At 74.0% G+C, this 22,234-nt stretch carries 17 protein-coding genes; 10 read left to right on the top strand and 7 right to left on the bottom strand.

Translation table 11 applies throughout. The features are described from left to right. Positions 1-41: 41 nt before the first annotated feature. On the bottom strand, positions 42-1,040 hold the full coding sequence (locus IG02_RS0128265; RefSeq protein WP_030754108.1) for an ABC transporter substrate-binding protein: 999 nt from the start codon (positions 1,038-1,040) through the stop codon (positions 42-44). Between the two features lie 588 nt (positions 1,041-1,628). On the opposite strand from IG02_RS0128265, the gene IG02_RS0128260 reads away from it, so the two are divergent. The 5 genes from IG02_RS0128260 to IG02_RS0128240 all read left to right on the top strand — a co-directional run bounded on the left by IG02_RS0128260 (position 1,629) and on the right by IG02_RS0128240 (position 7,986). Continuing rightward, entirely contained in the window at positions 1,629-2,939 is a 1,311-nt protein-coding gene (locus IG02_RS0128260) for an NAD(P)-dependent malic enzyme (RefSeq protein WP_030754103.1), read from the top strand. 226 nt (positions 2,940-3,165) lie between these two features. Next, the gene (locus IG02_RS0128255; RefSeq protein WP_030754100.1) at positions 3,166-4,128 is read left to right on the top strand and encodes a zinc-binding dehydrogenase; all 963 of its coding nucleotides are present in this window, start codon (positions 3,166-3,168) and stop codon (positions 4,126-4,128) included. 223 nt (positions 4,129-4,351) lie between these two features. Further along, positions 4,352-5,536 (top strand): Clp protease N-terminal domain-containing protein, encoded by a 1,185-nt coding sequence (locus IG02_RS42295; RefSeq protein WP_051765833.1) that lies wholly within the window; start codon positions 4,352-4,354, stop codon positions 5,534-5,536. Positions 5,537-5,759: 223 nt separating this feature from the next. Beyond that, entirely contained in the window at positions 5,760-7,244 is a 1,485-nt protein-coding gene (locus tag IG02_RS0128245; protein ID WP_234314938.1) for a sensor histidine kinase, read from the top strand. Between the two features lie 88 nt (positions 7,245-7,332). After that, entirely contained in the window at positions 7,333-7,986 is a 654-nt protein-coding gene (locus IG02_RS0128240) for a response regulator (RefSeq protein WP_030754093.1), read from the top strand. A 307-nt stretch (positions 7,987-8,293) separates the two neighbouring features. Here the strand turns inward: IG02_RS0128240 and IG02_RS0128235 are convergent, their stop codons facing one another. The 5 genes from IG02_RS0128235 to IG02_RS0128215 form a co-directional block, all read right to left on the bottom strand. Next, positions 8,294-9,256, bottom strand: a complete 963-nt coding sequence (locus tag IG02_RS0128235; protein WP_030754091.1) for a PadR family transcriptional regulator — start codon at positions 9,254-9,256, stop codon at positions 8,294-8,296. 1 nt (position 9,257) lies between these two features. Beyond that, positions 9,258-10,169: a DUF4097 family beta strand repeat-containing protein gene (locus tag IG02_RS0128230; RefSeq protein WP_037804492.1), complete on the bottom strand. Its 912-nt coding sequence runs from the start codon at positions 10,167-10,169 to the stop codon at positions 9,258-9,260. Positions 10,170-10,287: 118 nt separating this feature from the next. Further along, positions 10,288-10,995 (bottom strand): nitroreductase, encoded by a 708-nt coding sequence (locus IG02_RS0128225; protein WP_030754086.1) that lies wholly within the window; start codon positions 10,993-10,995, stop codon positions 10,288-10,290. A gap of 79 nt (positions 10,996-11,074) precedes the next feature. Beyond that, positions 11,075-11,809 (bottom strand): NADPH-dependent F420 reductase, encoded by a 735-nt coding sequence (locus tag IG02_RS0128220; RefSeq protein WP_030754085.1) that lies wholly within the window; start codon positions 11,807-11,809, stop codon positions 11,075-11,077. Between the two features lie 196 nt (positions 11,810-12,005). Further along, entirely contained in the window at positions 12,006-12,602 is a 597-nt protein-coding gene (locus IG02_RS0128215; protein ID WP_030754083.1) for a TetR/AcrR family transcriptional regulator, read from the bottom strand. A 232-nt stretch (positions 12,603-12,834) separates the two neighbouring features. Between IG02_RS0128215 and IG02_RS0128210 the strand changes: the two genes are divergently transcribed. Beyond that, positions 12,835-13,818 (top strand): STM4015 family protein, encoded by a 984-nt coding sequence (locus IG02_RS0128210; RefSeq protein WP_030754081.1) that lies wholly within the window; start codon positions 12,835-12,837, stop codon positions 13,816-13,818. Positions 13,819-13,912: 94 nt separating this feature from the next. On the opposite strand, the gene IG02_RS0128205 is transcribed toward IG02_RS0128210, so the two are convergent. Next, complete coding sequence (locus tag IG02_RS0128205; protein WP_014048295.1) at positions 13,913-14,092, bottom strand: DUF6104 family protein; 180 nt, start codon at positions 14,090-14,092, stop codon at positions 13,913-13,915. A 165-nt stretch (positions 14,093-14,257) separates the two neighbouring features. Between IG02_RS0128205 and IG02_RS37060 the strand changes: the two genes are divergently transcribed. From IG02_RS37060 to IG02_RS0128180, 4 genes are all read left to right on the top strand, one after another. Beyond that, the gene (locus tag IG02_RS37060) at positions 14,258-14,830 is read left to right on the top strand and encodes a CU044_2847 family protein (RefSeq protein ID WP_051765830.1); all 573 of its coding nucleotides are present in this window, start codon (positions 14,258-14,260) and stop codon (positions 14,828-14,830) included. Continuing rightward, positions 14,827-17,100 (top strand): trypsin-like peptidase domain-containing protein, encoded by a 2,274-nt coding sequence (locus IG02_RS43145; protein ID WP_051765829.1) that lies wholly within the window; start codon positions 14,827-14,829, stop codon positions 17,098-17,100. Before IG02_RS37060 ends, IG02_RS43145 begins: the two co-directional genes overlap by 4 nt. Positions 17,101-17,308: 208 nt before the next feature. Then, complete coding sequence (locus tag IG02_RS0128185; protein ID WP_030754071.1) at positions 17,309-18,358, top strand: AAA family ATPase; 1,050 nt, start codon at positions 17,309-17,311, stop codon at positions 18,356-18,358. 438 nt (positions 18,359-18,796) lie between these two features. Further along, entirely contained in the window at positions 18,797-22,216 is a 3,420-nt protein-coding gene (locus tag IG02_RS0128180) for an SAV_2336 N-terminal domain-related protein (RefSeq protein WP_234314937.1), read from the top strand. Positions 22,217-22,234 lie beyond the last annotated feature (18 nt).

Raw genomic sequence — 22,234 nt, 5'->3', positions numbered from 1 at the left:
GTTGCCTATGCCTTTCAGATGCCTTTCAGGAGCGGGCGCCGTCAGGAACCGCCGTTGATCTCGGCCTTCCTGACCGCGCCGTCCTCGACCCCCCACTTGGCCATGATCTTGTCGTACTCACCGCTCTTGATGATCGCGTCCATCGCGGCCCGGAGCGGCTTCGCCAGCGGGTCGCCCTTCGCGACGGCGATGCCGTACGGCGCGGCCTCGACCTGGGCGCCGACCAGCTGGAAGTCCTTGCCGCCGCCCGAGGTCTTCACGGCGTACGCGGCGACCGGGAAGTCGCTGGCGCCGGCGGCGGCGTCGCTGCTGCGCAGCCGGGTCTGGGCCTGCTGGTCGTTGTCGAAGGCCTCGATCGAGATCGCGCCCTTGCCGCTCTTCTGGCAGGTCTCGCTCTCGTCCTTGGCCAGGTCGTGCGAGACGGTGCCGCGCTGGACGACGATCTTCTTGCCGCACAGGTCGGACCAGCTGTTGATGCCGTCGGCCGCGCTCTTCCTGGTGTAGAGCGAGACACCCGCGGTGAAGTAGTCGACGAAGTCGACGCCCTCGCCGACCTTCTTGCCGGTGTCGGGGTCCACGCCGTTCTGGCGCTCCTTCGTGTCCGTCATGGCCGACATGGCGATGTCGTACCGCTTGGAACGCAGACCTGTGAGGAGAGTGTCGAAGGTGCCGTTCTCGAATTCGAAGCGCACGCCCAGTTCCTTGCCGAGCGCGTCCGCGAGGTCCGGGTCGATCCCGACCGTTTTTCCTGAGCTGTCCTTGAATTCCACCGGCGGGTACGCGATGTCGGAACCGACCTTGATGACGCCCTTGTCCTGGATCGGCTTCGGCAGCTGGTCGAAGAGCGGTGCCGCCGAGGCTCCGTCGGGCGCGCCCTCCTTCTTGCCGCCGCCCGTCGTGCCGCCGCCCGTCTGGTCCCCGCAGCCCGCCAGCAGCAGGGCGCCCGTGACCGCGAGCGCGCCGACCGCGGCGATCCTGGACTTCGCGCCTGCCGTACGACGGGTGGTGCTTGCCGTACGACAAGTGGTGCTTGCGGTCATGATCGGGGCCTCCGGCGAAGAGATAAGGCTTATTGAAGCGGCTACCTGGCCGGCGAGCACGCGTCTTCGAGTGTCGCGACCGTGTGTGACGAGTTGCATCCTCCCATTTGGACGGACCCCTCCAGGGGTCCGGGCATGTCAAAATCGGGTAACGGGACACCCCCGCGGTGGCATGGCGGCACGTCAAAGCCGGACCGTCTGCTGGAATACCTCCTTCCGGCCGGAAAATCTCCGGCCTCGCCCCACGTTCAGATGGGTTCATATACATAGCCGGATCTTTCCGAACTGTTCAGATATGACCCATCTCACCGACGGACGATGGACGCGTGAGCGTGGACCGATGAGAAACGCGTGACCGCGGACCGGCGAGCACGGTCTCGTGGTCGACGGGGTCCGTCGGGTAGGAAGAGACGATCACACCCCTCATCCGGGGGCCAGGACGCGTGTGCGGCGCGTCCGCGCGTACGTATCACTCCGCGGGGGGCGGCACACCCGCCCGGGCGGCGACCGTACGCGGTGCCCACCCACACCTGCTCGACCAGGAGCGGACACCCTCAACCGATGACTTCCTTAGGGGTTCAGAGACACATGGCAGCGGAGATCGTCAATCAGATCGGCGGCGCGGACGGCAGCGCGGCGGCCGGTGAGGCCGGAACCGGGGCCGGAAACGGAACCGGGACCGGGCCCGGGGGCACGGGAAGCGCCGGCGCCGCCGCGGAGCAAGGGGCCGAGGAGCCCTCGGACACGGGCTTCGACGCGGCCTTCGCGCTGCACCGCGGCGGCAAGATGGCCGTCCGGGCGACCGTGCCCGTCCGGGACAAGGACGACCTGTCCCTCGCGTACACGCCCGGCGTCGCCCGGGTGTGCAGCGCCATCGCGGAGCGCCCCGAGCTGGTGCACGACTACACGTGGAAGTCGCAGGTCGTGGCCGTCGTCACAGACGGTACGGCGGTCCTCGGGCTCGGCGACATCGGCCCGGAGGCGTCGCTTCCGGTGATGGAGGGCAAGGCGATCCTCTTCAAGCAGTTCGGTGGGGTCGACGCGGTGCCGCTCGCGCTCGGTACGACCGACACGGACGAGATCGTCGACACCGTCGTGCGGCTCGCGCCCTCCTTCGGCGGGGTCAACCTGGAGGACATCGCGGCGCCGCGCTGCTTCGAGATCGAGCGCAGGCTCCAGGAGCGGTTGGACATCCCCGTCTTCCACGACGACCAGCACGGCACGGCCGTCGTCACCCTCGCCGCCCTGCGGAACGCGGCGAAACTGACCGGCCGCTCGCTCGGCGACCTGCGCGCCGTCATCTCGGGCGCGGGCGCGGCGGGTGTCGCCATCGCGAAGTTCCTGCTGGCGGCCGGTGTCGGGGACGTGGCCGTGGCGGACCGCAAGGGCATCGTCAGCGCGGACCGCGACGACCTGACCGACGTCAAACGCGAACTGGCCGGCCTCACCAACCGCGCCGGGCTCACCGGCTCGCTGGAGTCCGCGCTGGCGGGCGCCGACGTCTTCATCGGCGTCTCCGGCGGTACGGTCCCGGAGGCGGCGGTCGCCTCGATGGCGCCGGAGGCGTTCGTCTTCGCGATGGCCAACCCGGACCCGGAGGTGCACCCGGACGTGGCGCACCGGCACGCGGCGGTGGTGGCGACGGGGCGCAGCGACTACCCGAACCAGATCAACAACGTGCTGGCCTTCCCCGGGATCTTCGCGGGGGCGCTCCAGGTGCGGGCCTCCCGGATCACCGAGGGTATGAAGATCGCGGCGGCCGACGCGCTGGCGGACGTGGTCGGTGACGAGCTGTCGGCCGACTACGTGATCCCGTCGCCGTTCGACGAGCGGGTGGCCCCGGCGGTCACGGCGGCGGTGGCCGCGGCGGCGCGCGCGGAGGGCGTGGCGCGGCGCTGACGGAACGGCGGGCCGCGCCTTCGCGCCCTCCGGGCTTCCCGGACAGGGGCGGGGCGCGGCCCTTTCGTATGTCTCGCGAAGGTGGGTCTCCCGTACGGACGTTTCGCGTACGGACATCTCCCGTACGGACGTCTCCCCGTGCTCGCGGGCGCGTGCGGAGAACGGCGGGCGGCGCGGGCCGGGCGTGCGGTTCCGCCGTGACCGGCTCCGCCGTATTGTCACCGTCATGTTTGCCGCATACGCCGAAAGCCTCGACTTCGCCGAGCCCCTCAAGGGCCTCGCACTGGGCGAGCGCCCGGCCCCCCGGGCCCGCCCCGGCTGGACCACGGTCACGGTGAAGGCCGCCTCCCTCAACCACCACGACCTGTGGACCCTGCGCGGGATCGGGATCACCGAGGACCGGCTGCCGATGATCCTCGGCTGCGACGCGGCCGGAATCGACGAGGACGGCAACGAGGTCGTCGTGCATTCCGTCATCGGCGCCACGGGCCACGGGGTGGGCCCGCGCGAGCCCCAGACCATCCTCACCGAGCGCTACCAGGGCACTTTCGCCGAGCAGGTCACTGTGCCCGCCTGGAACGTCCTGCCCAAGCCCGCCGAGCTGAGCTTCGAGGAGGCCGCCTGCCTGCCCACCGCCTGGCTCACCGCGTACCGGATGCTCTTCACCAACGCGGGCGTCCGGCCCGGTGATTCGGTCCTCGTCCAGGGCGCGGGCGGCGGCGTCGCCACCGCGGCGATCGTCCTCGGCAGCGCGGCCGGGCTACGGGTGTACGCCACGAGCCGCAGCGAGGAGAAGCGAGCGCGGGCGGTGGAACTCGGCGCGACGGACGCCTTCGAGCCGGGCGCGCGGCTGCCGCACCGGGTGGACGCCGTGATCGAGACGGTCGGCGCGGCGACCTGGTCCCACTCCCTCAAGTGCCTGCGGCGCGGCGGCACCCTGGTCATCTCCGGCGCCACGAGCGGCGATCGCCCGGAGCATGCCGAACTGACGCGGATCTTCTTCCTGGAGCTGCGGGTCGTCGGCTCGACCATGGGCTCGAAGGACGAGCTGGCGGACCTGCTGTCGTTCTGCGCGGTGAAGGGGGTGCGGCCGGTGATCGACGAGGTGCTGCCGCTGGACCGGGCGCGACAGGGGTTCGAGAAGATGGCGGCGGGAGACCTCTTCGGGAAGGTCGTACTGAAGCCCTGAAGCCCTGAAGCCCTGAAGGCACCGGTACCGGCAGCGGCAGTTGGCGGTGAGCGCCCAGAGGCGGGCGGCGAGCCCGGCCGGTCGGGCGAGGGGGTGTGGCCGGTCGGGCATCGGGTGTGGCCGGTCGGCCGACGCGGCGGGGCGGGGCCCGCGTCTAACGTCGTGCACACAACAGGTCACCGCACCCCGAGGGCGACCTCCGACGGAAGAGCGACCCACGCCCATGATGGACACCGACGCCCCTGAGACCCCCGTGTTGGCCACCGAGTTCGAGGACGACGTCATCGCGCTGCTCGCGGAGACCCTGCGCCGCGCCGTCAAGCGCGAGCGGCGGACCGTGGGCACCGAGGACCTGCTGTCGGAGCTGGTCATGGGGGACTCGGAGGCCGGCGAGGCGCTGACCCCCGGCATGCGCGCGGCAGGCGCGCTCAGCGGGTTGATCGCCGGCCGGTCGGACGCTCCCTGGGCCCACGACGACGAAGGAAACCCCGACGGACCCGCGGCCGAACCGAGCGACGAGGCGGAGGCCGTCGCCGTATGGCGGGAGGCGCGGTGGCGCGTCGCCCACGGTGGCCGTGGGCTGAGCCCGGCCGAGGACGGGGCATGGCCCGAGCCGACGGGGGCGCTGCGCCAGAGCCTGCCGCACGCCCTCGCGCTGGCCCGCCGGGAGGGCACGCCCAGCGTGCGGTGCCGGCACGTGGCCCGGGTCCTGGTGGAGACACCCGGTACCCGCGCGGCCGAGGCGCTGGCCCTGCGGAAGATCTCCACGGCCACGGCGTCCGCCGCGCTGGACGCGCTGGACGCGCGGGTGGCCGACGAGCCCGCGCCCCCCTCACGCGCCCTCGCGCTGCTGGTCCACGCGGGAGCGCTGGGCAAGGAAGGCCGGAGCGGCTGGCTGATGCGCGCCGTACTGTCCTGGACGTCCAGCATGGACGGCACGGTCCTGACCGCCGTATCCCTGGAGGCCAGGCGCAGGGCGGTGCGGTGCGGACGCGCCGCGGCGGAGCCGGTGGACCTGCTGCTGGCCCTGCCGGCCCTGGACCGCGCCCTGTCGGTCGCCGGACGGTCGCTGCCCGCGGATGTCGCCTCCGCCAACGACGCCGCCCGGCTGCTCGGCGCGTACGGGGCGCGGCCCGACTCGCTGGCCCGCCGGACCGTCATGGCCACCGCGGCGTTCGGTCCGGTACCGGCCGACAGCGAGCGGCCCCTCTCGCCGCACACCGAACAGATCGTCGCCAGGGGACGGCTGCTGGCGGCGGAACAGGGTGACGACTCCTTGTTCGGAACGGTGCACGTCCTGGCCGCCCTCCTCGACGACGAGGGGGGAGAGGCCGCCACGCTGCTTCGCGAGGAGGGCGTGGACGTGGCCGCGCTGAGGGAGCGCCTGCCCCGCCGACCGGGCGCGTGATGCGGGGACCCGCCCCGGTCCGGCCGGTGCGGCGGAGGTTACGGTCCTCCGGGGCGGCGCACGGCGCCACGCCCCGCGACGCCGCCGGGTCACGGAGGGCCGCCGGGCCACGGAAGGCCGCCTGGACCGGGGACGCCGCCGGGACCGGGCGAGGGCCGGCGTTCAGGCGGTGCGGAACGAGGGGCGAGAGCGGAGACGGCTGGTGACACGGATACTTCGGCGTGTGCGGCGGGCTGTGCAGCGTGAGGCGGTGGAGTGTCTGGCCGCGGTGCGCGCGGCTCCACCGCGCACGGTGGTGGCCGAGTCGCTGACCTGCCTGGTCGCGGCCGTCGTCGGGCTGCTACCGCTGCTGATCGTGGAGCAGGAACAGCCGGTCCTCGTGGCCCTGGCGGCGCTGTGGGTGGTGCTGCTGGTACCCGCCAGGCGTCGCCGGCCGGTGGCGACGGTGCTCGGCACCGTCCCCCTGATCGCCGGGCCGAGCCTGGGGGCGATGCTGATGGTGCCGCTGATCGTGGGCTCCGCCACCCGCCGTATCCACCCGGCACGCCGCGCGTGGTACGCGGTGGGGGCGGCCTGCGCGCTGGGCGGTGCCCTGACCGTGGTCGTCGCACTGTTCGAGCCCGACGTGTCGGCGCTGGAGCTGGCGGTCGGCGCCACCGCCGCGGTACCGCTGCTGGCACTCCCGGCGCTCGCCGGGACGCTGCTGGGCCGGCGCCGGCCGCTGGTCAGCCTGTTGCGGGAGCGCAACGCCTATCTGGAACAGGCGCGTTCGCTGAGCGCCGCGGCGGCGCGGACGGAGGAACGGAACCGGATCGCGGGGGAGATGCACGATCTGCTCGGCCACCGGCTGAGCCTGATCTCCGTACACGCCGGAGCGCTGGAACTGGCGGTCCAGCGGCAGGCCGCGCCCCTCGCCGAACAGGCCGAGCTGCTCCGCACCACGGCGGGCTCGGCGATGGACGAACTGCGCGAGATCCTCGGGGTGCTGCGGCACGGGGACGTCGGGGACGGCGCGGGGGAGCACGACGGCGGCGAGGGCGGCCGGGGGACACGGGAGGACATCACCGCCCTGGTGGCGGAGACCCGGCGGGCGGGCGTCGAGGCCGGACTGGACTGGTCGGGGCCCGATACGGCCGATGCCGCACCGCGCACCCGCCAGGCGGTGCACCGCGTGGTGCGCGAGGCGCTGACCAACGCGCTGAAGCACGCGCCGGGGGCGCCGGTCCGGGTGGAGGTCGGCGTCGCCGACGGCCGGATCGGGCTCGTCGTGACCAACGGCGCCCCGGGCGTCAAACACCGGCCGGGGGCGGGCAACCGCAGCGGGCTGGCCGGCCTGGAGGAGCGGATCTCGCTCCTGGACGGCTCGTTCGCCGCGGGTCCGCTCGCGGGCGGCGGCTTCCGGGTGACGGCCCTGCTGCCCGCCCGGCCCCCGGGCGCGACGCCGTCGGTTCCGCCGGTCGCGCCGGCTTTCCCCGGTGCCCCGGCCGCCCCCGTCGCCCCGGCGGTCTCCGGCCGCCCGGCGCTCCCCGCCACGCGGGCCGGGAAGCGGGCCGGCCCCCCTTCCGGGGCGCACGACCCGCTTTCGGCCGAGGCCCTGACCTGGCCACGGGTGCTCGGCGCGGGGTGCGCGGCGGCGCTCGCCATCCTGCCCACCGTGGTTTTCCTCATCGTGCTCGTGGTGCTGGCCCTGAGCGGACAACAGCTGTGATCGGGACGGTACGGCCGACGGCGCACCGCGCCCGACGCCGCGCGCACCGGCCCGCGGGCGGTGCGGGGACGGCGTCTACGATGAGGCGATGATCCGAGTTCTCATCGCCGACGACGAGCGGCTGATGCGCGTCGGCATCCGACTGGTCCTGGAGAACGCGGACGACATCGAGGTGGTGGCCGAGGCGGCTGACGGCCGCGGGGCGGTCGAGGCATGCCGGGGCCAGGACATCGACGTGGCGCTGCTCGACATCCAGATGCCGGGCAAGGACGGGATAGCCGCCGCCGAGGAGATCGGACAGGCCTCGCCCCGCACCCATGTGGTGATGCTGACGGCCTTCGGCGAGGAGCGGAGCGTGAACCGGGCGCTGCGGGCCGGCGCGACGGGGTTCCTGCTCAAGGACACCGGCCCCACGGAGCTGATCCGCTCGGTGCGCCTGGCCGCCGAGGGCGAGCCGGTCCTGGCGCCCCGGATCACCCGGCAGCTGCTGGACCGTCATGTACGGTCCGGCCAGGGCACCGAGGCGGCCCTGCGCAGGACGGCGGACCTCACCGACGCCGAGCGGAACGTCCTGCGGCTGCTCGGCACGGGCCTGTCGAACGCGGAGATCGCCGATCAGCTGTACATGAGCGCGAGTACGGTCAAGGCGCACATCAGCCGCATCCTCACGCGCACGGGCTGCGCCAACCGCGTACAGGCCGCGGTCCTGGCCCACGACGCGGGAATGCTCACCGACCGCTGACGGCCGGCCGTCGGACGGCCGGCTGCCCGTCGGGGGCCACCGGCCGGTGGCCACGCGGCCGTCGGTCGCCACCGGTCGGCCCGTACGGCCCCGGGGTCGGCGTACGCGACGACCGCGCGGCCCGGCCACCCGTAGTCCGTCCCTGGCCGCTCGTCGCCGGTCACCCGTGACCCACCACCCGCGACCCACCACCCGCGACCCGTCATCCGGCGGCTGTCGCCGGTCATCTGTGCCTCGTCGTCCGGCACCCGGCACCCGGCACCCGGCAGCCGTCGCCGGTCACCCGTGACCCGTCACCCGGCACTTGTCACCGGTCGCCCGTGCGCAGCACCGCGCCGATGTGGGCCGCGGCCGTGGACAAGTGGCGCCGTACCTCGGTCAGTTGCTCCGGCGTCACCCCGTTGTCCCGGGCCGCGTCCCTGATGTCGTCGCGGAAGCGGTCCAGCAGCCGGTCCAGGTCCCGGGCCGGATCGCCGGTCTCCGGGGTGTCCTCTGCCCAGTCGGCCGTCCCCGCCGGTTCCGGCTTGACGTACGGCGGCCAGGCCGAGCCCGTCAGGCCCCCCAGCCGGCCGGCCAGTTCGGACAGGCCCTCCCGTACGCCCGACGGCCAGTCGCCGCGCGCGAAGTGGTCCTGGACCTGGTCCTGGACCTGCTTCGCTATCCGCTGCATCTCGCGGCGCGCCGTCTCCTGCGCCTCCTGTGCCTGGCGGCGGGCCTGCTGTGCGTCCTCGCGGGCCCGGCGGGACTCGTCCTTCGCCCGGCGGGCCTGTTCCTTCCACTCCTGCTTCGCGCGCCGCAGCTCCTCCTTCGCCACGCGCCAGGACTCGTTGTCGGTGAGGTTCCCCTCCCAGTCCGGCCGGCTGCCGGTCCGCGTGCCGGACGTCTTACGGGTCTCGGTGGCCGCCGCGCGCATCTCGCTGCGCAGCGCGCCCGCCGCGCCCCGGACGTCATCGCGTATCTCGGCCGCCAGTTCGGACACGGATTCGCGGATCTCCAGCTCCAGGTCGGCCAGCTCGCCGCTGCGCCCGGCCAGTTCCGCGCGGCCGGCGTCGGTGATCGAGTAGACCTTGCGGCCGCCTTCGGTGGCGTGGGTGACCAGTCCCTCCGCCTCCAGCTTGGCCAGCCGGGGGTAGACGGTGCCGGCGGACGGCGCGTACAGGCCCTGGAAGCGCTCCTCCAGCAGCCGGATCACCTCGTAGCCGTGGCGCGGTGCCTCGTCCAGGAGCTTGAGCAGGTAGAGCCGGAGTCGGCCGTGGGCGAAGACCGCCATGTCAGAGCTCCTTCGAATGGGTCGGTACGGCGTCGTCGGCCCCCGGTACGGCGTCCGTCCGCGCGGCGTCGGCGGGCACCCGCTCGCGCGGGTCCTCCTCCGACGGGGGCCGCCGCAGCAGGGCGATCGCCCCGGACACCGTCGTCGCCTTGAGCGTGCCCGTGCCCGCCCCGAGCGTGCCGGTGATCCGCTTCGCGCCCCACCGTCCGCTCACCCGCAGGTCCTCGAACGCGTTGGAGACCGTACCGCTCGCCGTGTTCGCCTCGACTCGCGCGTCGGCGGGGTGCGGCAGGCGGATCGCGACCTCCCCGGAGACCGTGTTGAGCTGGATGTCCGTGGGCCGGTCCGTCGAATGGAGATCGACGACCATGTCGCCGCTGACGGAATCGGCGTGTACGGAGGAGCCCGCGCCCTCGACGACCGTCAGATCCCCCGATACGGAGTGGAAGCGCAGGTCGCCGGTTACCGCCTGGGCCTCCAGATTGCCGGACACCGTCTCGGCGTTGACCCTGCCCGACATGCCGACGAGCGTCGTGTCACCGCTGACCCCCCGGACGTCCGTGGGCCCGCGCACCCCGGACACCACGGCCCCGGCGCCGACCACCCCGACCTCGACGGCCGTGCCGGCCGGGACGGTGAGGGTGACGACGGCGTCGCGCCGCCAGCCCTTGGGGTCGAGCCACTTGAGGAAGCCCTTCCAGGGCAGGTCCTCGTACGCGACGGTCAGCGTCGAACCGGCGAGGCTCACGATCAGCGGAGGCCCCTCGATCCGGGACACCTCCAGCCGGGCGCCGTCGCTCTCCGCGCCGACGACGTTCACCGTCCCGTTGACGACGCGCACGTTGAGGGCGGTCACCGGGGCGTCGAAGGCGAGCTTCCGGGGTTCGGCGACTTCCCACGTCGACTCGGTCATGGGTGACCCTCCTTGGGCGGTCATGACGCAACATATCGCGTCCCTGTGAACACGATATATCGCGCCTGCGGGAAGTCAAGGTCAGTGGGGCCGGAGCGAGGGGAGCGGGAGGCTCCCCTCATCGCGCGTCGAGGACTCCGGGAGTTTCGTGCAGGACGACGCTCTGCTCCAGCGGCACGCGCCCCATACGGAAGCCGTTGGCCGGCGCGGCCTGATCGGCGGTGCCGAAGGAAATGCCGAAGAGCAGCTTGAGTTCCTCCGGAACGCCCAGGAACTCGCGGACGGTGTCGGCGTAGAACCCGAGCATGGTCTGCGGGATGCCGTCGAGGCCACGGGCTGTCAGCGACAGCAGGAAGTTCTGCGCGTACATGCCGATGTCCCCGGCGGCCCGCACCGCGTCGCCGAACGCCGGCATGAAAAGAAAGGCGACGTGCGGAGCGCCGTAGAAGTTCAGGTTCTCCCGGGCTGCCGCCTTCCTGGCCGCCCGGTCCGAGCGCGGTATGCCCAGGGCTTCGTAGAGGGTCGCGGCGTGATGGTGCGCCCGGTCGAGGTAGGTGCCCTCGCCGAAGTCGGCGTAGTCGAAGGTGAAGTCGTAGGAGAACCGCCCCTCCTCGTCGGCCCGGAGCAGTTCTTTGCTCAGGGCGTCTCGTTTCGCTCCCGAGACGATGTGCACCGTCCACGGCTGGGTGTTGCAGTTCGACGGGGCTGTCTGGGCATCTTCCAGCACGTCACGGATGTCCGAAGGGGGCAGTGGGGCGGGCAGGAACTTCCGCACGGAGCGCCGGGACCGCGCGAGGTCGGTGAAGGGTATGGCGGTGGTGGGCAAAGCGTGTCCTTTGGAGTGTGGTCGATTCCGTGAGCCCCTGTTTCGGGGCGGGCGGGACGGGTCAGCGGCACCGGGAGCGTCAGCGGTGAAGGGAGCGGTTCAGTTCGACGGCATCCTCCAGCGTGGGGGTGGAGGTGAGGGCGGCGAAGCGCTCCATCTGGCGGTCACGGTTTCGCGGAGCCGCGGCCTTGTCGGCTGCTTCCAGGGCCGGCCCCAGGTCCTCGAGGCTCAGCTCGGTGCAGTAGGCGGGCGTCATCGGCTGCTGGCGCCAGGAGTCGGCCAGGGCGCCGGCGTCGAAGGGGTCGAAGCCGCTCTCGTCCACCAGGCGCATGGCCACGTGCCGTGCCTCGTCGGCGTCCGCGGCGACCGGGAGCGCGATACGGCCCGGAGTTCCCGCCGGTACCCCCTTGGTCCGCAAGGTGCCTGCCAGGGCGGCGTTCCATGCCTTGACCACGGAGCGCCCCAGCTGCTCGGCGACCCACAGGCTCTCCACCTGGCCGCTCTCCACCGCCTCGATGGGGCCGCTCAGGTGAGGGAAGTAGTTGGAGGTGTCGATGACCACGGTCTCACTGGGCACGGAGGCGATGAGTCCCGCCACGGACGGGATCCGCCCGAAGGGAACGGACAGGATCACCACGTCCTTGTCCTGCACGGCGTCCGCCGCCCTCGCCGCGTGCGCCCCGAACTCCAGCACGTCGGAGCCGACGGTCTCGGGACCCCGGGAGTTCGCCACCTGCACGTCGTGTCCGCCCGCACTGAACGTGCGCGCCAGCGTCTTCCCGATCTCCCCTGCGCCTATGACGGCAATTCTCATGATGTGTCCCTATCGAGGTCGCGCCACTCTCAAGGAGGAGGTGGCGAGGTGTGATGACTGTGTGATTCCGGGCCGACCAGTCGGCCATTCCGGGAAGGGGCCGGGCGCCGGGCCTCCCCGAAGACGTATCCGGCCGCTCCCTGTATCCGGCCGCTCCCTGTATCCGGCCGCTCCCTGTGCAGGGGCGGCCGGTGGTCTATGCCGGGTTCTCCCGCTCGCGGTATCCGCTTTCGACGAGTGCGCGCAGGCGGTCGAGCGACTCCTCGTCGGTCGCGCCGGTTCCCTTGATCCAGGCAACGGAAACGGCCGCGAGGAAGAGGTCGTACCCCGTTACCGACGCTCTCGCGTGCCCCGCGAGCTGCGCGGCCCGCACGTACTCCTCGGTGGTGGTGATGAGGAGGTCGCAGGGAAGGGTGAGCGGATTGCCCGGCTCCTGCGCCCTGGCCGCGGCCATGAGCGGTTCCGGCAGTCCGCTGAAGGCGCTGAAGTACTCCTCCATGGCCCGCAGCCAGTGCCGCAGTGCCCGGGAGGCGTCACCGAGCTGTGCGATCTCCGCCCGGCGCGCCATCAGCTCCTCCGAGCGCGTCTGCAACACGGCCGCCAGCAGCGCCTCCCGGGTGGGAAAGTGCCGGTACAGCGTGCCGGGCCCGACACCCGCCTCCTTGGCCACCGCCTCCAGCGAGGTACCGACCCCGAATCTCAGGAAATGACGCTGCGCCGCTTCCAGGAGGGCCGCACGGTTGCGCTGGACATCCGCTCGGAGCCTGGGTCCCCGCTGCCCCTTGACGCTCATACGCTCTCCCGCCTGACGCGATCTCGCGGATCCAGTGAAACGGAGGCTGCCTCCGCGACAGGTCGAGGCTAAAACGGAGGCGGCATCCGGTCAACCGGGCCCGGCGCCACGTGGTCCGCCGGGCCGGGACCCGGATTCGTCCCACGGGTGTCCGCGGCGGTTGGTAGAAAAGCGGTGCACGGGCCGGCGCCGGCTTCCGCGCCGGCCACCGTACGAGCCCGGGGCGCCCACCTTGACCATCGAGCACATCACGGAACTGCACGGCCTGCCCGTCTTCGACTTCCCCCTCCCGGACGAGGGCGAGGAGCCGTTGCCGGCGGCGGAGACGGTCGCGTGGAAACTCGCCCGGGCCGACGACGAGGAGGACTTCGACGACGCCTGGGAACGTTTCCTCGACACCGTCGATCCGGCGCGCGTACGCGCCCTCGTCCTCGGCCAGGGCGCGTACGGCTCCGAGTACGACGGCGGCGGCCCCGACGAGACGGCCGAACGACTCGACGCCGCGAAGGACCGCCTCACGGGTCTCGACGCCCTCTACCTCGCCGACCTGGAGTTCATGGAGTGCGAGCTGTCCTGGATCGTCCAGGGCGACGTCTCCCCGATCCTGGCCGCGTACCCGCGCCTGAAGGAACTGGCGGTCCGCGGCTCACGCGGCGGCTACGGCGGCGTGCCGGGCCTGGAATTCCCGCCGCTGCGCCACACGGGCCTGCGCACGCTCCGCCTGGAGAACGGCGGCCTGCCCGGCGCGGTCGTCCACGGCATCGTCTCCTCCGACCTGCCCAACCTGGAACACCTGGACCTGTGGCTCGGAGTCGAGGCCTATGGCCGCACCGCCATGGTGGAGGACCTCGCCCCCATCCTGGACGGAAGTTGCCTGCCGGCCCTGCGCCACCTGGGCCTGCGGAACGCCGATCTTCAGGACGAGATAGCCGCCGCCGTGGCCACCGCCCCCGTCGTCGCTCAGCTCACCTCCCTGGCTCTGGGGCTGGGCACCCTGTCCGACGCCGGGGCCGAGGCGCTGCTGCACGGCCGGCCCCTCACCCACCTGCGACGGCTCGACCTGCGCCACCACTTCCTGTCCGACGCGATGATGCGGCGCGTCCGGGACGCTCTTGAGCCGTCCGGTGTCGTGGTCGACCTCTCCGAGCAGGAATGGCCCGACGAGGAGGACGAGGACGACGAGGGCAGAGGCCGGTACGTGGCCGCCGGTGAATGACGCGGGCGCGGGTCTCGAGGGAACAACGCGCGGGTCGGGCGGCCCGTGGCGGGTGAGCCGCCCGGCGGGCTGCTCGGCGTACTACCCGGGCGCGCTACTCGTCCTCGTCGTCGTCCAGCCGGGCCAGCCAGGTCGCCAGCCGTTCGACCGGGACCTCGAAGTCGGGGTTGAGGTCCACGAACGTACGCAGCTGTTCGGCCAGCCACTCGAAAGTGACCTCCTCCTCGCCGCGCCGCTTCTCCAGCTCCTCGATCCCGCGGTCGGTGAAATACATGGTGCTCAGCTTAATGCCAGGTGAGCGGTGTCCCGCGGCTGCTCGGCGCGGTCCGTGGCCGTTGCCGAGAACCGGGAGGGCGGCATCCGTCGTCCTTCCTCAGACACCTCGCATCCGCACCGTACTGGCGCTAATCTGCGGGGAATTGGGGGAACAGGGGTTGCCATGGGTGAGGACGAGGTCCGCGTCACACGCATCGAGATGCCGGACGGCACGCCCGTATGGGCCCGGATCTCCGGGGCCGAGGAGTTGCGGCGGCCCAGCGGTGGCCTGGTCTATTCGGACACCGGGTTCGGCGACCAGGTCCAGGCCCGGGTCGAGAGCCTGTACGGCGTGGTGACCAGCGTCGCGCGGTCCCTCGCCGGACCGTTGCGCGCGGTCCGGCCCGACGAGGTGAGCGTGGAGTTCGGGGTCGAGCTGACCGCCAAGTCCGGCAAGGTCGTCGGGCTGCTCGCGGACGGCGAGGCCAAGGGCGCGATCAAGGTCACGCTCACCTGGAACGACGGCGGACCGCCCGCCGACCTCACCGCCTCGCCCCCGGTCCCGCCGCAGGCCGCCGCGTCCCCGTCGGCGCCCAGTGCCCCGGCCGCCCCGCCCGCTTCCGCCGCACCGGCGGTGCCCCCGGTCCCGGCCATGCCGCCCGCGCCGCCGTCCGCCTCTCCCGCGCCCGGGGGCGCACCACCCGGCGCAGCGGCGCATTCATACCGGCCCGAGCCCCCGGCCGGGAGTGCCCCATGATCGATGGCCTCGGCCGGGGAGCGCCCGGAGTCCCGGCCGAGACCCGGCGTGCGCTCATGGATCTCGTCATGGCGGCGACGGTGCGCATCCATGCCCCGACGCCCGGGTATGCCCCTGATGAACAGGGCGGGAAGTTTCTGGGGAGCGGCTTCTTCATCGCCCCGAGCTGGGTTCTCACATGTGCGCATGTGGCGATGCAGGGGGAGGGGCGGGACGTGACCGTGGTCTTCGAAACCGGTCCCGGCAGCGGCGAGTCCGCGGTGCCGGGCACGGTCGTCGCCGCGCTCCCCGAGCATCCCTCGGGCGTCACGGACACCGGGCGTGCCTCGTACGCCCCGGAAGCCCCGTACGGCACGACCGGCCCATATGGCACGACGAGCCCGTACGGCACGACCGGCGCGTACGGCACGACCGATCCGTACAGCACAGCCGGCGCGTACGGCACAGGCGACCCGTACGGCTCGTACGCCACGGGCGATCCGTACGGTGCCGCCCCGCCGCCTCCCGCCGGCGGCTGGGCCGCGCCCGATCTCGCCCTCGTCCGGCTCCGCCGGCCCACCGACCACGCCTGCGTCTACGTGACCGAGCGCCCCGCGGCCTTCTTCGGCGGCGGCGAGGTGCTCTACGCCGGCTGGACCGAGATCGGCGGGCGGCTGAAGCGGCTCAACGGGCAGTGCACGGTGCAGGGCACGGTCGGCGGCTGGGCGGACCCCGACGAGCAGATGCGGCTCGGCGGGGACGTGCTGCCGCCGGGCGTGTCCGGCGGCCCGACCGTGGACATCGCGCGCGGCGAGGTCGTCGGGGTGCTCAAGTCCCAGCTCGTCGGCGCCATGGGCGGCACGTCCATCGGCATCGAGCGGCTGCGCTCGCTGCCGGTGCCCGCCACGATGGCCGGGGCCGAGTCCGACGACGACTACCAGGCGGTCTTCCACGCCCACGACCGCTACCACGCCTACCAGCACACGAGCCCCGTCGGCACCGGCCGCACCTGGACCGACGTACAGAGTTCCCTGGGCGCCTCCATCGACCGCGCCCTCAGCCCCCCGCAGCGCGTCACGCTGCTCGGCAAGCTCGCCCAGCTGCCGCCGCCGGTCTCCACCCGCGGGCTGCTCGACCTGCTCGTCCGGCTGCCGGGCGTCCACTCGGTCGAGCGCTACCCGGCGCCGCGCAGCTGGCGCGACGGGCTCGGCGCGCTCTACGAGACGAGGGGCGGCGAGGCCGCGCTCGAACTGCTGCTGCGCTACTGCATGAGCGTCATCGCCGCCGAGCGCCCCTATGTCACCCCCTCCACCCCGGAGGCGGAGGAGGAGCTGTGGGAGTGGGTGAAGCGGGTCGCCGACGACGGTCTCTCCCGGGAGTTCCGCAACGAGATCACCCGGCTGTGGGCCGCCGCCCGGCTGCGGACCGACCGGGAGCAGCGGCGCGCGGCGCCCGCGTACGGGGAGCGGCCCGCGGACGGCGAGGCGCCCTTCGTCCTGCTGGAACTGGAGCCGCGCGGCTGGGAGCGGGACAGCTACGACTGGCGGGTCGGCGTCGCCCGGCACACCGGTGAGGTGCAGCCCGTCGGCGAGGACAGCCGGGGCACCCCGGGCCACGCCCTGCCGGCCCGGCTCACGGCGTCGCTGACCGAGGCGTTCCGGCGCTGCGACGAGCCGGACAGCCCGGCCGTCCTCCAGGTCGCCGTGGTCCAGTCCCAGCTCGGGATGGCCGTCGACCGCTGGCAGCTGACGCCCGACGAGCCGCCGCTCGGCGTCACCCGCCCGGTCGTCGTGCGCCGTTCCGACCACGAGCCACCGCTGACCGAGGACGACACCCGCGAGCGCATGGCGCGCTGGACGCGCGCCACCACCGCCGCCGTCCGCGCCGCCGTCGTCGACTGTGAGGACGGATTGCGGGTACCCGTCCCGACGGAGGAGGAGCTGCGGGCCCTCGCGTACGAGACGGTGCCCGTGCTCTGCCGGTACGGCGACCGGACCGACGGTGAGACGTCGGCCGGACTCGCCCGCGTGGTGCGCGGCGGCTTCCACATCGCCCTGCTGCGCCGGGGCAAGGACCGCCCCGAGGCGGTGTGCGCCGATTTCCACCGGCGGGCGGCCGACACCGTCGCCGAGGCGCGGACCGCGGACCAGTTGCCGCGCAAGATCCACGAGCTGAGGCAGGGCGTGCGCTCGGGCCGTGCGGAGATGTACTGGTCCGAGGGGTTGGCGCTGTTCTACGACGATCCGCACCACCCGCTGCCCGGTTCCGGCCAGTTGCTGGAGGCACCATGACCGGCCTGCCGGGTGCCGTGAGCGGCCTGCCGGGTGCCACGACCGGGCCGGCGGGTACGCGCGCCCGGTGCCGCGTCGTACGGCACGGTCCCTCGTACCCGCGGCAGTACCTGCGGCAGTACCTGCGGCACCTTCCGCATCCTTCGTATCCCCCGCATCTCCCGCCCCTCCGGTACCTGATCACCGCGGACGAGACGAGGAACGCGCTATGAGCGAACCGGGCGAGTGGCTCATCTACCGAGGCGCCGGTGAACCGCACGACGGCATCACCCAGCTGCCCCCGCCGCCGCCCTGGCGGGACTTCGCGAACCGGAGCGAGGTCTGTCCGGACGGCTCGGTGCGCGGCGGTGACGGCGACGGGGACGGCTCCGCCGACCGGCGGCTGGGCGGTTACCGGCACGAGGCCGAGCTGCACCGCCCCGGCGCCGAAGAGCTGGAAATGGTCAACGCCGCGCTCTACCTGCGGCGTCCGCTGCTGGTCACCGGCAGCCCGGGCGCGGGCAAGAGCACCCTCGCCCACTCGGTCGCGCACGAACTGGGGCTGGGCCGGGTGCTGCGCTGGCCCATCGTCAGCCGGTCGACCCTCCAGGACGGGCTGTACCACTACGACGCGATAGCCCGCCTCCAGGACGTGCAGATCGCCGCGCACGGTGCAGCGGCCGGCGCCGAGCCGCAGGACCCGTCGACGGGCATCGGCAGCTACATCCGGCTCGGCCCGCTCGGTACCGCGCTGCTGCCCTCTCAAGCGCCCCGGGTACTGCTGATCGACGAGATGGACAAGAGCGACATCGATCTGCCGAACGACCTGCTGAACGTGCTGGAGGAGGGCGAGTTCGCCATTCCGGAGCTGGAACGGATCGCGGACCGGCTGCCGGACGGCGTGGCGGAGGTGCTCACGCACGACGGTACGAAGGCGCGGATCCGGGGCGGCCGGGTGCAGTGCACGGCCTTCCCCTTCGTCGTTCTGACCAGCAACGGAGAGCGCGACTTCCCCGCGCCCCTGATGCGCCGCTGCATCCACCTGGAGCTGGGCCGCCCCGACCGGCAGCGGCTGGCCGCGTTCGTACGGGCCCATCTCGGCGACGAGGCGGCCCGCGCGGGCGACGACCTCATCGTCCACTTCCTGGAGCGCTCCCGCAGCGAACTGATCTCCACCGACCAGCTGTTGAACGCCATCTACCTCACCGGCGCGGCCGCCCCGGCGGGCCGCGACCGCCTCGCCGACCTGCTCATCCAGCGACTCGACCGGCCGAGGTGACGCGCGATGCCCGAGGTCACGGCACGACACGGGCCGGACGACGAAGCGCCGGAGCCTGGACGCGAAGCGCCGGAGCCGGGACGCGGGCCCTCCCCCAAGGGGTCCGCTCCCGAACCGGCCGCCCGGCCGGGCGCCGGGGCACGCGGGCGGGAGCCGGGAGCGGACCCCGCACGCCCGCGCGCCCCACAGGAGGACCCCGCACGCCCGCGCGACCTCCAGGAGGACCCGGCCCGCCCGCGCGACCCACAGGCGGGCCGGACACGCCCGCGTGACCCGCGTGCGGACCTGGCACGCCCGCGCGATCCACGGAGGGACGGCCCGGCCCCCGCGCGCGCTCGCCAGGAGGACGAGCCCCCGGCATACGGTCCGTCTCGGCCATCCGGTGGCGCGGACCCGGGCGCCGCGGCGGGCGAGCCGATACCGTACGACAGTGCCCTGTTGAGCGCGCTCGTCGCACGGCTGCGCGAAGCCGGCCTCGACCCCGACGCCGAGCAGCTCTGCGACGCCCTCTGGCTGGCCCGGTGGACCGGCGGCGGGCGACGGCCGGAGCAGCGGGGCGACGAGACCGGCGCACCGCCGCGCGCCGGGACGGAGCGAGGGGGCCCCGGCCGGCCGGCCGTCACACCGGCCGCCGGTCCCGACCGTACGGAGGAGGCCGAGCCGGTGGACAAGCCAGCGCAGCGACCGGACCCGGGCGCGGACCGCCGGGTCGCTCTCCACCCCGTACCGCGCCACCAGGCGGTTCGTACCCGCGCCGGCGGCCCCGCGCCGGTCACCGTCGGCGTGCCCGCGGCTCCCGCGCTGCCCGCCCCGCTCGAACTCCAGCGCGCCCTGCGCCCGGTCCAGCGCTACCGGCCGGCCGCCCCGCCCCTGCGCCGCAGCCTCGACGAGGTGGCGACGGTCGACCGGAGCGCCCGGGCCGGCGGGCTGATCATCCCGGTCTTCCGGGGCGCGGCGCGGGGCGAGGCGGTGCTCCAGATCGTGCTGGACGCCTCGTCCTCCATGCGGGTCTGGGAGCGGCTGTTCGACGAACTGCAGCAAGTTTTCGGCCAATTGGGCGCCTTCCGGGACATGCAGGTGCGCTATCTGCACGAGGGGCCGGACGGGGAGCCCGCCGTGAGCCGGAGCGCCGACCCGGCCGCCGCGCCGCTGATCTCCGCCGACCGGCTCAGCGACCCCACCGGACGCCGGGTCACCGTCGTCGTCAGCGACTGCGCCGGCCCGCTCTGGCACACCGGGCAGGCGCACCGGCTGCTGCACCTGCTCGGCCGCCAGGGACCGACCGCCGTGCTCCAGCCGCTGCCCCAGCGGATGTGGAACCGCACCCGGCTGCCCGTCACCTACGGGGTGCTCTCGCGCGGCGAGGGGCTCACCGGCGCGACGGTGCTCAAGGTGACCGGCGAGGGCACCGGCGCGCCCGCCCACCACCCGGGCGCGCTCGCCGTCCCCGTCCTGCCGCCCGTCGAGGGCGCGCTCGGCGCCTGGGCCCGGCTGCTCTCCGGCACGGGCGCGGGCCGGATCTCCGGCGCGGTCGGCTGGGTGCGCGCCGACCAGCCGCCGGCGCCTGCGCCGCGCGTGGGCGAGCGGATGTCCTCGCTCCAGCTCGTGAGCAGGTTCCGCTCGGCGGCCTCGCCGGTGGCCGGCCGACTGGCCGTCTACCTCGCGGCGGCGCCGCTGTACCTGCCGGTGATGCAGCTCGTACAGCGCACGATGCTGCCCGACTCCGGCCCCTCCGAGCTGGCCGAGGTGCTGCTCAGCGGGTTGCTGACACGGAGCAAGGGCGACGGGGACGGGACGGACGACGGGCCGTGGTACGAGTTCGCGCCGGGCGTGCAGGAGGCGCTGCTCGGACCGCTCGGCCGCGACGAGGCGATGCTGGTCCTCAAGCACTGCTCGGAGTACATAGAGCAGCACTTCGGCCGGGGCGGGCCCAACTTCCCCGCCCTGGCGCTGGCGCAGCTGGGCGACGCGAGCCACGGCCCGCTCTCCCCGAACGGCTCGGCGCGCGGCGGGACGTTCGGCGGCGCGGGCGGCGTCGCGGTCGGCGACGACGGTGACGGAGGGGACGACGGCGACGAGGGTGACGAGGGCGCGCACGGCGAGGCCGACGGCATCGGCGAGCGCGGGCTGCTCGGTGAGTACGGCCCGCTCGGCCGCTACGGCGCCCGGGGCCCGCGGGTCCCGCACCCCTTCGCCGAGGTCGCCGCCCGCGTGCTGGAACGCTTCATGCCGCTGCCGGAGCAGTTCGCGCCGTACGGCGACCGGGGCGCGCGCGGGCTTCCCGGACCGGCCACGCACGAGGCGGTGGGCAGCGCCCGCGCCCTCGTGCGCCGGTTCGAGTCGGACGGCATGGTGCAGTACCTGATCGACGCGGTCCAGCTGCTGCGGGGTGCCACCGAGCGCGAGCGGCCGGGCGGCGGCAGCGACCCGGAGCTGTGGTCGGAGTTCGCCCGCTGCCTGCTGCGGCTGTGGGAGGTCCAGGGCGGCGGCGAGCTGCTGCTGGACGCCCGGCGCGCGGCCGAGCGCGCCACGGCCCACCCCCGGGCCGTACGGGAACGGGCGGTGCTGGCGAAGGTCCTGCACGCGGCGGCCGACGACCGGCGCGGGCACGGCGACCGGCGCGGTGCCCTGGAGCTGCTGCGCCGCGCGGACCGTGAGTACACGGTCGCCTGCGCGGCGCCCGGCCTCGACCCCGGCGAGGCGCTGCGGCTGACGCTGGAGCGGGTGCGCGCGCTGGAGTCGCAGTGGCGCCTCGGCGGGGACAGCGCGCTGCTCCAGGGGGCGATCGGCATGCTGGAGGCGTTCGCCGACGTCTGGCCCGACCAGGAGAACCGGCCCGCCGGGCTGCCGCTCGCCCACGGCCGCACGCTGCTGCGGCTGTCGGGCGCCACCAGCGATCCGGAACAGGCCCAGGTGTACGCGGGCCAGGCGGCGCGTTCGCTGCGCACGGCGATGGCGCCGGGCGCCGGCGGACACACCGTCGGCACGCAGGCCCGCATCCTGCTGGACCTCGTGGACGCGCTGCTGCGCTCGGGCGAGGGCGGCCTGGAGGAGGCGGCGACCCTGGTCGCGCAGGCGCTGGCGACCGTACGGGACGACCGGCAGCTCGCCGCGCTGCGGATCAGGGCCGGCCGGGTCAGGCTCGCCCGGTACGAACGCTCGGGCGACACGGCGGAGTTGGAGGAGGCCGCCGAGTTCTTCGCCCAGGCGACGCGCGGCACGGCCCGCGACACCCGCGCGCACGCGGACCTGCTGGAGGAGTGGGGCCGTACGCTGCTGCGCCGGGTGGCGGCGCCGGACGGCGAGCCGTTCCTCGGTTCGGCGGTCCGGGTGCTGCGCGACTGCCGTACGGAGACGCCACCCGGCCAGGTCCGGCTGGCGGGACGGCTGCTGATGCTCGGTCAGGCGCTGATGGCGCGGCACCGGCTGGCGGGGGACCGGGTCGACCTGCGCGAGGCCGAGCACCTGTTCGGGCTGGCGGCCCAGGAGGCGCGGGAGCCGCTGACCGCGGCGCGCTGCTGGCTGGAGCTGGGCCGCGCCCACCTGGAGGCGTCCCGCGCCCTGCACCGGCCGGCCCGGCTGGACGACGCGGGTGAGGCGTTCCGCGACGCGGCGGACGCGGCGCGGCAGGTGGAGGCGGACGAGGGCGGTCAGGCGAGTCCGGCGCGGCGGCTGGAAGCGGTGGCGCTGCGCGCCGCCGCGCACCACTGGCGGGGCATGACGTACGAGGACGCGGGCCGCCCCCGGGCCGCTCGCGAGGCGTACCGGGCGGCGCGTACGGAATGGGGCAAACTGCCGGACGGCGGCGGCGAGGCGGCGAGCGAGACCAGGAAGCGCCTGGCCGAGCTGGACCGCTGAACGGCCGGACGGTGCCCG

It is taken from the genome of Streptomyces sp. NRRL F-5135 (assembly GCF_000719775.1).
Lineage (GTDB): Bacteria > Actinomycetota > Actinomycetes > Streptomycetales > Streptomycetaceae > Streptomyces > Streptomyces hebeiensis.
Note: the sequence above shows the minus strand (reverse complement) of the source record. Positions and strands in the feature narration are given on the sequence as shown.